Genomic DNA, 14,469 nt, shown 5'->3' on the forward strand with positions numbered 1-14,469 from the left:
CGTTACTTCTTAATCCCTTCTATAGCTATGATACAGGTGACAGTCAGAATAGTGCAAAGAAGCACTCGCAGCAGTAACAGCCAAATGCTGGTAAATGAAAAAAACTCAATGGAGAGTAATGCCAAGCTGTGCACAAAAACACTTACAGTCGTATATTTTAAGAAAGGACTGATTCCCATCGTCTTAAAAGAAGGGACAAGACTCTCCGGGTTGTCACGGGGCATGAACAGACGAAGCAAAGAGGGACGGAAAAAGGCAAGCAATACGGTAGCTGCCGCATTCATTCCCGGAGTATCGGAAAATATATCAATGATTAGCCCGAAGAAAAAAGCCCACAACATCAGTTCATTCCGGGAAGTGCCGGAACTGAACTTCAGTATAAAATAGATATAGAGAAAAGGTGTAGCATAGCCGGAAATATGTACATTATTAAGGATTAGCACCTGAAGAAGTACCAAGCCGATAAACCACCCGAATCTATGTAGATAAGTAATAATCATTCTTTCATCACCTTGTTTTCAAGTTTCTTCTGTTCCTCCTGACCTATGCGGGCTATCACCCGAACGTCACTCAACTTACCGAAATCAGTAGCCAGTTTGATTTTCAACAGGTAAGAAAGTCCGTCATTAGAGTCGGACATATCATCCACCGTTCCCACCATTATACCTTCGGGAAAGACGGTCGAGAAACCACTGGTTACTACTGTATCTCCCAAATTAAACTCTGCATGACGAGGCAGGTCTTTCAGATAAGCATAGCGCGAATCTCCGTGCTCCCACTTCAGGTAGCCGAAATAATCGCTACCGACAATCTTACAACTGATATTCGATTTACTGTTCAGTACTGAAATCACCACCGAATAGGAAGGAGATGTTTCATAGACAATCCCTACAATTCCATTACCGCCCACCACTCCCATTTCAGAACGAATACCGGAAGAGGAGCCTCTATCAAGCGTGACATAATTATCAACCAGATTCAAACTGTTCTTTATCACATGCGCCTTAAACAACTGATAATCCGCCTGCGACACCTCCCGAAGGCTGTTAATTGTCATAGAATCGAGCTGACGCTCTCTCAATGCTTTTTCCAGATTAGTGATCTGTTGTTCGAGCACCATGTTACGGTCCAACAGATCCTCGTTGACCGATTTCAGATGGAAATAAGAGGAAATCCCTCCCGAAACTTCATAAACCGCCCCCACAACCGTATTGGCAGAAGTGAAGAATGCACTCTGCTGATAACGGTTGAACCGAAATAACAAAACAAAACTGGCTACCTCTAATAAAATGAAGAGGAACCAGTAATTGTATTTCAGAAGGAAGTTTAATAAATTCCTCATTCCCGATTTATCTCATTAAGAAAGAGAAACGGTCTACGTTCTTCAATGCCACACCTGTACCTTTGGCAACTGCGTGCAAAGGATCTTCCGCGATATGGAAAGGAATATTGATCTTATCGGTCAAACGCTTATCCAATCCACGAAGCAATGCACCACCTCCGGAGAGATAGATGCCATTGTGCACAATATCAGCATACAGTTCAGGAGGCGTATTTTCCAATGCGCTCAAGATAGCTGTTTCGATCTTTGAAATAGATTTCTCCAGACAGTGAGCTACTTCCTGATAACACACAGGCACTTCCATCGGAAGAGCTGTGATACGGTTCGGACCATGAACGATATAATCTTCCGGAGCATCATCACCCAATTCGGTTAAAGCAGCACCAACATTGATTTTGATACGCTCTGCCATACGTTCGCTGACTTTCACATTGTGCTGACGACTCATATATTCCCGAATATCCTCTGTCAGATCATCACCGGCTGTACGGATGGAGTTGTTGGAAACGATACCTCCCAAAGAGATCACGGCAATTTCCGTAGAGCCACCACCTATATCGACAATCATGTTTCCTTCCGGAGCTTCGACATCGATACCGATACCGATTGCCGCAGCCATCGGTTCAAAAATCAGATAGACGTCACGACCACCGGCATGTTCCGCAGAGTCGCGGACTGCACGAAGTTCGACTTCCGTACTTCCCGAAGGGACACCAATCACCATGCGAAGAGAAGGTGAGAACAAATGGTTGCGAGTATTCACCTGCTTTATCAAACCGCGCATCATCTGCTCGCAAGCATAGAAGTCGGCAATCACTCCGTCTCTCAACGGGCGGATAGTACGTATGTTTTCGTGGGTTTTTTCATGCATCATCTTCGCCTTCTCCCCCACGGCAATCATCTTTTCCGTACGGCGATCCAAAGCTACAACCGAAGGCTCATCCACCACGATTTTTCCGTTCGTGATAATGATAGTATTGGCTGTGCCCAAGTCCATTGCTATCTCTTGTGTAAAAGAAAATAATCCCATTCTTAATTCTTATTTTTAGTGTTTAAAATGACGGATACCGGTAGTTACCATCGCCATACCATGCTCATTGCAATAAGCAAAGGATAAATCGTCTTTTACCGAACCTCCCGGTTGGATTACAGCCGTAATACCTTCTTTATCTGCAATTTCCACACAATCGGGGAATGGGAAGAAGGCATCGGAAGCCATTACTGCACCCTTCAAATCGAAACCGAATGATTTGGCTTTTTCAATTGCTTGTTTCAATGCATCTACGCGCGAAGTCTGTCCCACACCGCTTGCAAGAAGCTGCTTGCCCTTTGCTAATACGATGGCATTCGACTTGCTGTTCTTTACAATTTTGTTAGCAAACAGCATATCTTCCACTTCTTCCGGAGTAGGAGCTTTGTCTGTCACGGTTTTCAGGTCGGCTACCGTTTCAACATTAGTATCTTTATCCTGCACCAATACGCCATTCAGCAAAGCGCGAAATTGCTTCTTAGGCATTTCAGACTCTTTACGAACGAGAATGATACGGTTCTTTTTCTGTCCTAGGATTTCGAGTGCATCCACATCATAATCGGGCGCGATGACTACTTCGAAGAAAATTTTGTTGATTTCTTCTGCCGCTTCCTTGTCGATGACACCATTCGTAATCAATACACCTCCAAAAGCGGAAACCGGATCACCTGCCAACGCGTCCTTCCAAGCTTCCAGAGCTGTGGGACGGGAAGCCAGCCCACAGGCATTGTTATGTTTCAGGATAGCGAAAGTGAGATCATCGAATTCATCAATCAAGTCAACAGCTGCATTGATGTCGAGAAGATTGTTATAAGAGATTTCTTTCCCGTGAATCTGGTCGAACATAGCCTCCAGATTTCCGTAGAAATAACCTTTCTGATGTGGGTTTTCACCATAACGAAGTTGCTTCTGACTATTGGCCGAGCAACGGAAAGCAGAACCTTCGCCTGCATCGAAATAGTTGAAAATAGCCGAATCATAGTGAGAAGAAACAGCAAATGCTTCTTTCGCCATCCAACGGCGTTCTTCAAGTGAAGAAGTGGCACCGTGCTCCATCAACATATCCAGCAACGGTTTGTATTGAGCTTGAGAAGCTACAATGATTACATCTTTGTAGTTCTTGGCTGCAGCACGAATCAGTGAAATTCCACCGATATCGATTTTTTCAATAATTTCTGCTTCAGATGCACCGGAAGCTACGGTAGCTTCAAATGGATACAAATCAACAATAACCAAATCTATCTCGGGGATTTCATATTTCTCAATCTGTTGCATATCCTGTTCCAGACCTCGACGACAAAGGATACCTCCGAAAATTTTCGGATGTAATGTCTTTACCCTACCACCGAGAATAGAAGGGTAAGTGGTCAAATCTTCCACTGCCTTACAAGGATATCCCAATGATTCAATAAACTGACGAGTTCCGCCTGTCGACAAAAACTCTACTCCCTCTTCATGAAGTTTGGTAATAATTTCGTCCAAACCTTCTTTATGGTATACAGATACCAATGCAGTTTTTATTTTTTTTGACTCTGACATTGAATTGCTTATTAAGTATTTGGTGTGCAAAGTTACGAAATATTGTTTATCGTACGTAATAAATAAAGTGTGAATTAATAAAAAAAAGCGTTGACCTTCCTCAATAGAAAATCAACGCTTCTTCGCGTATGTTAGTTCTTATCAAAAACTATTACCAGATAGACACTCGTTTCTCTTCAGGTACGAACATCGGATCTTGTTCGGTGATTTTGAATGCTTCATACCAATTCCGGATATGAGGAAGAGCACCATCCACACGCCATTTACCTAATGAGTGAGGATCAAGTTTGGTTAACCGGAGGATTTCTTCCGGACGGATATTCCCGGCCCATACATTAGCATAAGCAAGGAAGAAACGTTGTTCCGGAGTAAATCCGTCAACAACTCCCAGTGGTGTTGCTTCAGTTGCTTTTTTGAAAGCCTGGAAAGAAATTTGCAAACCACCATGATCGGCAATATTCTCTCCCAGTGTCAGACTACCATTGGCATGTACACCCGGAGCAACCTCAATACTGTCAAAGAAGTTCACCATAACTTGGGCGCGTTCTTCGAACTTTTTAGCATCTTCTTCTGTCCACCAGTCTTTCAGGTTTCCGTCTTTATCATATTGACGTCCCTGATCGTCAAATCCATGAGTCATCTCGTGACCGATTACCACACCGATTGCACCGTAATTCATAGCATCGTCCGCATTCATATCGAAGAATGGAGGTTGCAAGATGGCTGCCGGAAAACAGATTTCATTGGTTGTCGGGTTATAATAAGCGTTCACAGTTTGAGGAGTCATCAACCATTCATCCTTGTCTACCGGTTTGCCGGCTTTAGCAATCATTTCGTTGTAATCCCATTCGTTAGCACGTTCTATATTCGCCCAGTAAGAATCATTTTTGATCTCCAATGCGGAGTAATCTTTCCATTTATCAGGATAACCGATTTTCACATGGAAGGTAGCCAGTTTCTCCAACGCTTTTTCTTTGGTTGGTTCACTCATCCACTCCAGACCTTTGATGCGTTCTCCCAAAGAAGTTTGCAGGTTCTTCACCAGTGTAACCATACGTTCTTTGGCTGCAGCGGGGAAGTACTTTTCTACATACATCTGTCCTACCACTTCACCAAGCACACCATCGACAGTGCCCACAGAACATTTCCAACGAGGTTGCATTTCTTTCTTGCCGGACATTGTTCTGCTGTAGAAGTCGAAGTTCTGTGCTCCAAAAGCATCGCTTAGATAAGAAGCGGCAGCATCTATCAATCCCCATTGGAGATACAGTTTCTGATCGTCCAATGATACGGTGTTAATCACATCGGCTACTTCCTTCATCGCAGCAGGCTGCCCGATGTTCACTTCCTTCAGATCTTTCAAACCGGAAACTGTGAAATAAGTATCCCAATCAAAAGTTGGGAAGTTTTTTTTCAGTGTTTCCATGTCCATCTTGTTATAATTCGCATGAGGATCACGCAATTCCACTTGTGAACGAGCAGCTTTCGCCAGGCGAGTTTCGATGTTCATCACAGCTTTCACAGCTTTCTGTGCAGTAGCCTCATCGTAACCCGCCAACTGGAACATTTTGGCGATATGTTCCTGATATTTATTACGGATATTCTTAGTCTGCTCGTCATTCTCCAAATAATAGTCACGTTGTCCCATTCCGATACCACCTTGATAGGTCTGTACGATATTCATAGCACTATTCATATCATCCGCACCTACAAACATGGTGAAGTAAGGACGGACACCTTTCTTCTGGCTCTCTGCGATATAGGCATAAATTTCTCCTTTATCTTTGAGAGCGTCAATAGCTGCCAGTTCCACTTTGATCGGATCCACCCCTTCCTGATTCAGTTTCACACTATCCATTGCGATATTATAAAGATCGCCTACTTTCTGGGCAGCACTGCCCGGTGCATTATCTTTCTTTGCAGCCAATTCGGCAATCAATGCTTTCAGTTGCTCACGGCTGTTTTCACGCAACATATCGAATGTACCGAAACGTGAATACTCGTCTGTCAGCGGATGTTCTTTCACCCAACCTCCACAGGCATATTGATAAAAACTTGTACCCGGCACAGCCGTGGTATCCAGATTAGCAAGGTCGATACCGGATGTCAGCACGACCTCTTTCTTACTGTTACATCCTGTTGTCATAAGGCATACGGCAAGAATTGGTAAATACTTGGTTACTTTCATACTTATATAATATGTGATAGAATTATCATATCATTGGAAAAGAAGTTCTAACCTTTCACTTCTTCCAGCTCCATCGAAACTCGCTCCCACTCTTCAACAATGGTATCCAACTGCTGTTTCAGCTTCTGATGCTGCTCATACAGTTTCATATCCGAAGCTCCTTCGGGAGTTGCCATTTTCTCCTCGATGATGGCTATGGCAGCTTCGGTCTCCTCAATCGAAGCTTCGCAATCCGCAACCTGACGTTCGAGCTTCTTCAGTTTCTTATTCAATTCTTTTAGAGCCTCATAAGAGAGTTTATTTTCCGAAGGTTGTGTCGCTCCCTTTTCATTATTTCCTTTGACGGATGCCGTCGTAGAAGAAATGGATAAGGCCGTTCCTTTTTGAAGTTCGTTCAAGCTATCTATTTTTTTCTTTTGTAAAAAATCATAGATACCTCCGAGGTGTTCTTTTACCAGTCCGCCACCGAACTCGTATACTTTAGTCGCGAGTCCATCCAGAAAATCACGGTCGTGGCTGACAAGAATCACTGTTCCGTCAAATTCGCGGATCGCTTCCTTCAAGACATCTTTCGAACGCATATCCAAATGGTTAGTCGGCTCGTCCAGAATCAGGAGGTTGACAGGTTCCAGCAGAAGTTTAATCATCGCCAATCGCGTACGTTCTCCACCGGACAGGACTTTTACTTTTTTATCCGAAGCTTCGCCTCCGAACATAAAAGCTCCCAATATATCACGTATCTTCAGACGAATATCTCCCGTAGCTACCCGGTTGATCGTGTCAAATACAGTCAGATTCTCGTCCAGCATCTGTGCCTGATTCTGCGCAAAATAGCCAATTTGTACATGATGGCCGATAGTTAACTTCCCTTCGAAACCGATCTCGCCCATAATGCATTTCACCAATGTAGACTTACCTTCTCCGTTCTTCCCGACGAAAGCAACTTTCTCTCCCCGGTTGATGGTGAGGTTTACATCATGAAAAACGACATGGCTGCCATACGCTTTGCGCACATCTTCGCAAATCACAGGATAGTTTCCGCTACGACTGGCTGGAGGAAATTTTAAACGCAAGGTGGAATTATCTTCCTCGTCCACTTCGATGCGGTCTATTTTTTCCAGTTGTTTGATACGGCTTTGTACCTGTACTGCTTTCGTTGCTTTATAGCGGAAGCGTTCGATGAACTCTTCCGTATCCTGTATCTGTTTTTGCTGGTTCTCGTAGGCACGGAGTTGTTGTTCGCGACGTTCCTTACGTAGGACCACAAATTCATCGTATTTCACTTTATAGTCATAAATCTGCCCGCAGGTGATTTCGATGGTTCGGGTAGTTACGTTATTCAGGAAGGCACGGTCGTGGCTGACTAGTACGACTGCATTGGCACGGGTCGCCAGGAAGTTTTCCAGCCATTGGATACTTTCAATATCGAGGTGGTTGGTCGGCTCATCGAGCAAGAGGACATCCGGGCGACGCAACAGCAGTTTTGCGAGTTCAATACGCATACGCCATCCACCGGAAAATTCCGAGGTGGGACGTTTAAAATCTTCCCGGCTGAAACCGAGTCCGAAGAGCGTCCGTTCGATTTCCGCCTGATAGTTTGTGCCGCCCATCATTAGATAACGGTCGTTCTCATGGGTGAAATGGTCTATCAATTGATGATATTCTTCCGAATCATAGTCTGTCCGTTCGGCAAGTTCCTGATTCATCCGTTCCAACTTCGCCTGAAGCTCAAAAATGTGTTCGAATGCCAGTTCCGCCTCTTCCATCACCGTCCGGTTGTCGGAGAGAATCATGACCTGTGGCAAATATCCGATGGTAACATCTTTCGGAGTGGCTACAACTCCATGCGTCGGCGACTGCAAGCCCGCCAATATCTTCAGCATGGTGGATTTTCCCGCACCATTCTTGCCGACCAGCGCAATGCGGTCTTTCTTATTTATAACATAACTGACTCCCTCAAAAAGAGGCGTTGCATTAAATTCTACTGATAATCCTTCTACTGAAATCACTTCTGTTTCTGATTTATGACATTTTGGACTGCAAAGATAATGAATATTTATCGGATACAGGTTAGTATGATACGTTATGAAAAACAAAAAAGCAGTCATCCGAGAAAATGACTGCTTTTTATATTAATCAATAGTGTTTCCTTAGAACAACTTAGCTGGATATTCACCGGCATCAACCAACGCCTGAATCTTATCTACTACGCTCTGACGGTCTTCCGGATAGGTTACACCGAACCATTTGCTGGTAGTATCCAGTACTTCAACAGTAGCGGTTCCGTCATTAATCAATTTATCCACCATCAACGGGATAAAGAATTCACTCTTCAGGTTTTCCATGTTCTTCGGGTCGCTCAAGAAAGTCTTGAAGAACTCCTGACTGTAAGCGAAGTAATCAGGAGTGAAGCCCCAGAAATTCATACTTACCGGAGTAGTATCGGGAGTCGCTGTCCATTCACCGTTGTCGTCGATATACTTCACTTCACCGTCCAAACGTTGAATCTTAGTACGTTCTACAACAGAAGTTAACAGTCCTTTAGCATCTGTACTACAAATACCACGGGATACTGTACCGCTCTCGCTCAATGTATTTCCTACACGGAATCCTACCATTGAATAAACGTTCTTTGAACCTTCAGGAAGCGCAGAAAGGAATTTACCCATTACCCGGAATGAGTCACGCCCGTAAAAGTCGTCACAGTTGATTACCGCAAACGGTTCTTTAATTACATCGACACCCATCATCACCGCATGGTTAGTACCCCATGGTTTCGTACGGTCTGCCGGACAAGTGAAACCTTCGGGAAGATCATCGAGAGACTGGAAGACCAGTTCGCAAGGAATGTGGCCTTCGTATTTGGAAATAATTTTATCACGGAAATCTTGTTCAAAATCTTTGCGGATTACAAATACAAGTTTACCAAATCCGGCATTAATAGCATCATAGATAGAGTAATCCATAATAGTTTCGCCATTAGGACCCAGACCGTCCAATTGTTTCAAGCCTCCATAGCGGCTGCCCATACCGGCTGCCAATAAGAATAAAGTTGGTTTCATAAATTGTGTAATATTAAAAGGTTAGTGATGTCAACGCCATCAGATTTCGTTGCAAATATACGAAAAGCGCAACAGAGTATGTAAAATTGCACCGTTTTTTTCCTGACAATGTCACGACACTCTCATAGATAAAAATGAAAATCCTCTTTCATCCTATCACCGTCTTCCTGAAACTCTTTATTCATCGTATCTACAGAGTGGTGATAGGTTGTTACTAACCTATCACCTCATCTGTCACCTATCACCGACTATTTTCTGAAAGCCTGATTTGTTTCAAGATGTTTCAATTGCTTGAAACACTTTGTTTCAACACGGTGAACACTTTGTTTCAAGGCACAAAAACACTTTGTTTCAAGGCGCTGAACACTTTGTTTTGACTTATACTAGAAATGGTTGTCACTTTTAGAGGCTAGTTACTAAATAAGTTGTCACATTCTGTTATTCATAACTAAAACAGTTGTTAGTTTCTTCCCTTTGCTCCTAAGATAGTTGTCATACGTAAAAACAATGGACAAATCTGAGTGTGCTCGGGCTCTCGGTAAAAGTCAATAGGGTTCGACACCCTATTGGCTTTTGTGAGACAATGGCTTAAACCGTCATGTCCCGGGTTCTCGGTATCGCAAATATAGTATTTATTTATCATATGGAACCTTATTTTTTCCACAATGATTTTCCCGGCACCTCTCCATGATATACGTCCATGGGTTTTTTCATACCTATGCTCATATGCGGTCGTCCATTATTATAGAAGTCAATCATTCGCGTAATCTGCTCCCGTGCCATCTCTTTATCCCTGAACAGCGACATGCCGTATATCCATTCCGTTTTCAGGATGCCATTCATCCTTTCTGCTACCGCATTGTCCGTCGGGTTGTAATCTTCAGTCATGCTCACACGTATATGATGAGTGACCAGTGTGTCGATATAGGCATCGCAGGCATACTGTACCCCCCGGTCGGAATGGTGGATTGTGCCGCAAAGATTGCCACCTCCAGCCTCATTGATGGCCTGTTCCAGTGCCTGTAGCGTATATTCGGCATGCAAACTGGGAGAGAGCACCCATCCTAAAACGGCATGTGAGTACATGTCCGTTACAAGATGGAGGTAGCATACGCCACCTTCAATCCAGATGTAAGTGATGTCACATACCCAGATATGGTTCGGGTATTGTGCCGTTACCCCCTTGATCAGATTCGGATACTTCTTGTAAAGATGGTGGGAGTCCGTCGTATGCCTGGGTTTCTTCGGGGGCAGCATAAGGCGTTCCGAACGCAGCAGATGAAGGAAGGCATCCCGCCCTCCGGTTATCTCGCTTCCATAAAGGGAGCGGAGCTCATGGTATAATTTCAAACCACCGATGCCCGGAGCCTTTGAGCGGTAGAAGAAGACGGCATCCAAGATGGCTGTTCTGATCTGATGACGCGACAAAAGATTTTTTTTCTTTTTGTAATAGGCCTGGGAAGACATGCCAAACAGTCCGCAAAGGGTTTTCACACTGATGTGAGGAAACTCTTCACGAAGGCCGGTGACTATTTGGCACCATCTTTTTTTAAGATGGAAATCCCTTCTTCTCTTTCTGTGAGTTCAATCAGTCTTTCAAAGGCATGGGAACGAAGTTTTTCAAGTTCCAAAGCCTTTCTCAGACGCAAATTTTCCGCTTCAAGAAGTTCTTCTTTAGATTTTGATTTTGGATTCTTTTTCATTTGAAGATCTGACAGAAGTTCGGGGGACAAAGATAAGGAATCCGAATCAATTGCATAACACTTTTGCCAACGCAGAATATAAGTATGGTTGGGTAAACCCCATTTCTTGGCAGTAGCAAACATTGACAAACCGCTACTGAAGTAATCACGGAGAACTTCCAATTTGAAAGTCTCAGAATAAATCTTACGAGATAATTTAGACATAATTTTTCTTTTTTTATGTCTCTAAAAAGGTGTCAACCTAAATCCGTATAAGACATTTCAAGGCGCTGAACACATTTCAAAGGCATTATTGGCAAAGCTTCCCGACAGCCTCATCCAGCATCTTTTCTCCACGCAACTGATTGGCAACAATCTTTCCATCTGCATCAATAAGCAACATCATGGGAATTCCGGATACATTATACAACTTGGCTACCGGACATTGCCATCCCTTCAAAGAGCACACATGAAGCCACGGCAACTGATGCTTTTCAATAGCTTGCGTCCAGTTTTCCTTTTTATTATCCAACGAAACAGAAAGAATTTCAAACCCCTTGTCATGATACTTCTCATAGACTTTTTTCACGCCAGGTATTTCACGGATGCATGGGCCACACCAAGATGCCCAAAAATCAAGCAATACCGGCTTACCACGCAAAGAAGAAAGGGTGAGTTCCTTTCCGTCAGGAGTTTGCAAAGTGAAGTCAGAAGCCGTCTGTCCTATACCTGTTGTCCGCATCGAAGCCAAAGTCTGTTGTAATTTTTGTCCGGGAGCGGCATTCTTCACACGGTCGGAAAGTTGCAGATAGAGCGTTTCGAGTTCTTCGATGGGACGCTCCTTGGCTAGATGTTGCTGGATAACCAACGCACTCACATAACTATCTTTATTATAGTTCACAATGCTGTCATACAACTGTTTGCTTTCTTCTTTCGCCCGGATAAAAGACGCATTCAGGGTCTCCTTCGTCGCCTGATCTTTTTCTTCACCCGACAAAGACAGAGCCAGCATGACAAGCATTTCTTTTTGCAACACCTGATTCATTCGCTGCAACAAATATTGATCGGCGTCTCCTTTTACAGAAAGACGGACAGAAGGAATAACCTTACCCCTTACCTCCCGAGAAACAGTAGAGCATGTAATGTAAATGGGATTCTCATCCAGCAAAATATGCTGTTGCGTCTTGCCTACGCTGATTAGCATCGGCTTCACTTCCAAAAGTTTGTTTTGGATCCTGAACTTACCGTCGGCAACAACTGCCGAATCAATCGGTGCTTTTTTATACTCTTTGAGGTATATCATCATACCGTCCATTCCCGGTGCTTCACCTTCGATACAATAATCTTGCGCCGACAACCACACAGGAGCGCATATTAGCAATAAAGTAAAAAGAATCTTCATAACCATCTTATTATTTTAAATAGAATCTTTGATCTCTTTCATTCGTTGTTCGTCTATAGTCTGATAAACCTGTTGCAGCTCTTTTGCCTTTTTCGAGTTACCGAGCTGCCGGTATATTTCAGCCATCGTCCGATACATATGATAACTGAAATCCCTTTTTTCACCTGTAGCCTGAAACTGCTCCAGCACATCCAAATAATCCTTCAAGGCAACTTTTCCAACAGAGTAGTGAATCAGGAAACGGATATAATCATGCACCGCCGCAGACGTAAAACTCCTGATTTTCATCCGATGACACAACAAAATGCTTTCCCATGCCTCTTGATACTCCCCTTTTAAGAGTAACTGATGGATATACAATTTAGCCAAATAACTGTCACGATAGTTCAAATCCGCTTTCTCCATATAAGCTATCACCTTCCGGGCAGTGGCGGTATCACTCGATAGGGCATGCGGCTGCCCCTGTTCGTCGAAATTCAGTTTGAACAGCGAGCGAAGTTCCTTCTCACAGCAAAACTGAAGTTGAGCATTGATTTTATAATAATCCCGGTTCAACTTCCGATAGTAACGGTATGCATTGTTCACCAAATATTCAAAAGCTGCGGAACGGACATCCTTCACATAAGCACCATACACATCCCACACTTCATCCTTGTCCAGTTCTTTCGGATCTATTGCCGCCAGTTGCCGGCGAGTAATATTGTTCACACTATCTCGCAAGAAAGCGGCATTCAGACTTTCGATATACTCTTTCATGAAAGTCAACTTCCGATTTCCTGCTTGATACTCGGCAGCAAGAGTAAACAAATCACGTCCTTTGGCAGCTTTCTGGATTCCTTGTATCAGATGATCCGCTTCCTGATATCCTGCCATTTGCTGCAACACCTTACCGTTTTTATCAATCAACAACAAGGTAGGATAACCGACAATATACGATTTATACCTCTCCTGGAGCATTTTTCCGTCTCCTTTCTCCATATCATATTTCACATTGATAAACTGCGGATTGAAGAAATCACCCACTTTCTTCTGAGTGAATACATTCTTTGACAATGCTTTGCAAGGTCCGCACCAACTGGTATAACAATCCATGAATATCAATTTATTCTCTTTCTGTGCCAAGGCAATCATCTCCTTCCAAGGTTCGTTTTCATGAAAAATGATTCCACCACTGGCATTTTCCTGCGCTGTCGATAGTGTGAAATGTCCCACCAACAGCATACACAAAAAAGTAAATTTCTTCATCGTTGAGGAATATACATATTAATATTTAAAATCATCCATCGTTACTTTATCATTCGGGAATGCCGCATTCTGCACAGCTATCAGGTCTTCCCCATTCGCCTCCATGCAGTATTCCATAAAGAGAGTAGCCCGCCAGGCAATACGCCAGTAAAAACCTGTAATTTTCCGTATCTCACTCCCCGGGTTCTTCGTCAAGAAAGTCATATAATCGGCATAATCCTGTATCTCATTAGGCACACGCGTACGTGCAGAAAGGTATCCGACAATATAACCGCATACGTTGGCTATATGGTCCGGATTATCAAAATCAGGTTTTATCTTTTGCTCTTCCTCTATCGCCGGGTCTTCCGGCCAAGTAAGAAGACTGAATTTTACAGGTATCCGACTCTCAAAAAACTTATCGGGACGCTTGCTCAAACTATTGAAGAAAAACGTATTAAAGATATTGCCCAATTCGGAATCGAACTTACTGTTGGCAAAAGGCGAACCACTCTTTTGCAAATAGCCCACCAACATCGCATCCTGTCCATTAGAAAGCGCTGTTGTCCATGCGGATGACAACGAAGAATCTCTCGAACGCAACTCCTTCATCAAAAACACTTTGTAAGGAAGCGACCTTCGAAGCGTCTCCTCACCATATTTAGAAAGCAAATTACTCTCTATCACCTCCAGTTGTTTTTCCAACATAGCCATATCTTCTTCGCTTTCCGCATTCCAAGGCTCGTAGTAACAGAGGAAAGTGCCGCTCCACAGCCAGTGCACGTCTTTGTCATTAAACTTATAAAGGAATGCCGTATTGTACTTCTTATACCACTCATAAATAGTTTTGTCCGCTTGCGAAGCGTTTTCATCGACAGCCAGTATTTTCTCGTATTCGGGAGTCGTATCCAACTGGGGTGTAAGTGCTTCTTCCGAACAACCGGTCAGTAACAACAGGCCGGACAAAAGGTATATCGTTATTTTTTTCATATCCATTTTC

Annotated in this window: 12 protein-coding genes; all 12 read right to left on the minus strand. The window is 43.5% G+C overall.

Going from position 1 to position 14,469, the window contains the following annotated elements:
- Positions 1–2: 2 nt before the first annotated feature.
- A complete protein-coding gene (gene mreD / locus AB9N12_RS04265) occupies positions 3–500 on the minus strand; it encodes a rod shape-determining protein MreD (RefSeq protein WP_369889982.1) in 498 nt (165 codons plus the stop codon).
- Positions 497–1,342, minus strand: a complete 846-nt coding sequence (gene mreC, locus AB9N12_RS04270) for a rod shape-determining protein MreC (RefSeq protein ID WP_369889983.1) — start codon at positions 1,340–1,342, stop codon at positions 497–499. The genes mreD and mreC overlap by 4 nt, the downstream gene beginning before the upstream one ends.
- A gap of 7 nt (positions 1,343–1,349) precedes the next feature.
- Complete coding sequence (locus AB9N12_RS04275; RefSeq protein WP_065537622.1) at positions 1,350–2,372, minus strand: rod shape-determining protein; 1,023 nt, start codon at positions 2,370–2,372, stop codon at positions 1,350–1,352.
- 15 nt (positions 2,373–2,387) lie between these two features.
- The gene (gene purH, locus AB9N12_RS04280) at positions 2,388–3,911 is read right to left on the minus strand and encodes a bifunctional phosphoribosylaminoimidazolecarboxamide formyltransferase/IMP cyclohydrolase (RefSeq protein ID WP_369889985.1); all 1,524 of its coding nucleotides are present in this window, start codon (positions 3,909–3,911) and stop codon (positions 2,388–2,390) included.
- A gap of 151 nt (positions 3,912–4,062) precedes the next feature.
- Positions 4,063–6,099 carry a M13 family metallopeptidase gene (locus tag AB9N12_RS04285; protein WP_369889987.1) on the minus strand — a complete coding sequence of 679 codons (2,037 nt, stop codon included), beginning with the start codon at positions 6,097–6,099 and terminating at the stop codon, positions 4,063–4,065.
- Positions 6,100–6,146: 47 nt separating this feature from the next.
- Positions 6,147–8,108, minus strand: a complete 1,962-nt coding sequence (locus tag AB9N12_RS04290) for an ABC-F family ATP-binding cassette domain-containing protein (RefSeq protein WP_369889989.1) — start codon at positions 8,106–8,108, stop codon at positions 6,147–6,149.
- A 141-nt stretch (positions 8,109–8,249) separates the two neighbouring features.
- A complete protein-coding gene (locus tag AB9N12_RS04295; protein WP_369889991.1) occupies positions 8,250–9,161 on the minus strand; it encodes an NDP-sugar synthase in 912 nt (303 codons plus the stop codon).
- A 651-nt stretch (positions 9,162–9,812) separates the two neighbouring features.
- Entirely contained in the window at positions 9,813–10,655 is an 843-nt protein-coding gene (locus tag AB9N12_RS04300; protein WP_369889013.1) for an IS3 family transposase, read from the minus strand.
- A gap of 35 nt (positions 10,656–10,690) precedes the next feature.
- On the minus strand, positions 10,691–11,068 hold the full coding sequence (locus AB9N12_RS04305; protein ID WP_369889012.1) for a hypothetical protein: 378 nt from the start codon (positions 11,066–11,068) through the stop codon (positions 10,691–10,693).
- 85 nt (positions 11,069–11,153) lie between these two features.
- Positions 11,154–12,245 (minus strand): thioredoxin-like domain-containing protein, encoded by a 1,092-nt coding sequence (locus tag AB9N12_RS04310; protein WP_369889993.1) that lies wholly within the window; start codon positions 12,243–12,245, stop codon positions 11,154–11,156.
- 15 nt (positions 12,246–12,260) lie between these two features.
- The gene (locus AB9N12_RS04315) at positions 12,261–13,490 is read right to left on the minus strand and encodes a thioredoxin family protein (RefSeq protein WP_369889995.1); all 1,230 of its coding nucleotides are present in this window, start codon (positions 13,488–13,490) and stop codon (positions 12,261–12,263) included.
- An 18-nt stretch (positions 13,491–13,508) separates the two neighbouring features.
- Positions 13,509–14,459, minus strand: coding sequence for a hypothetical protein (locus AB9N12_RS04320; RefSeq protein ID WP_369889997.1), 951 nt, complete (start codon positions 14,457–14,459; stop codon positions 13,509–13,511).
- Positions 14,460–14,469 lie beyond the last annotated feature (10 nt).

The organism is Bacteroides sp. AN502(2024) (genome assembly GCF_041227145.1).
Taxonomy (GTDB): Bacteria; Bacteroidota; Bacteroidia; order Bacteroidales; family Bacteroidaceae; genus Bacteroides.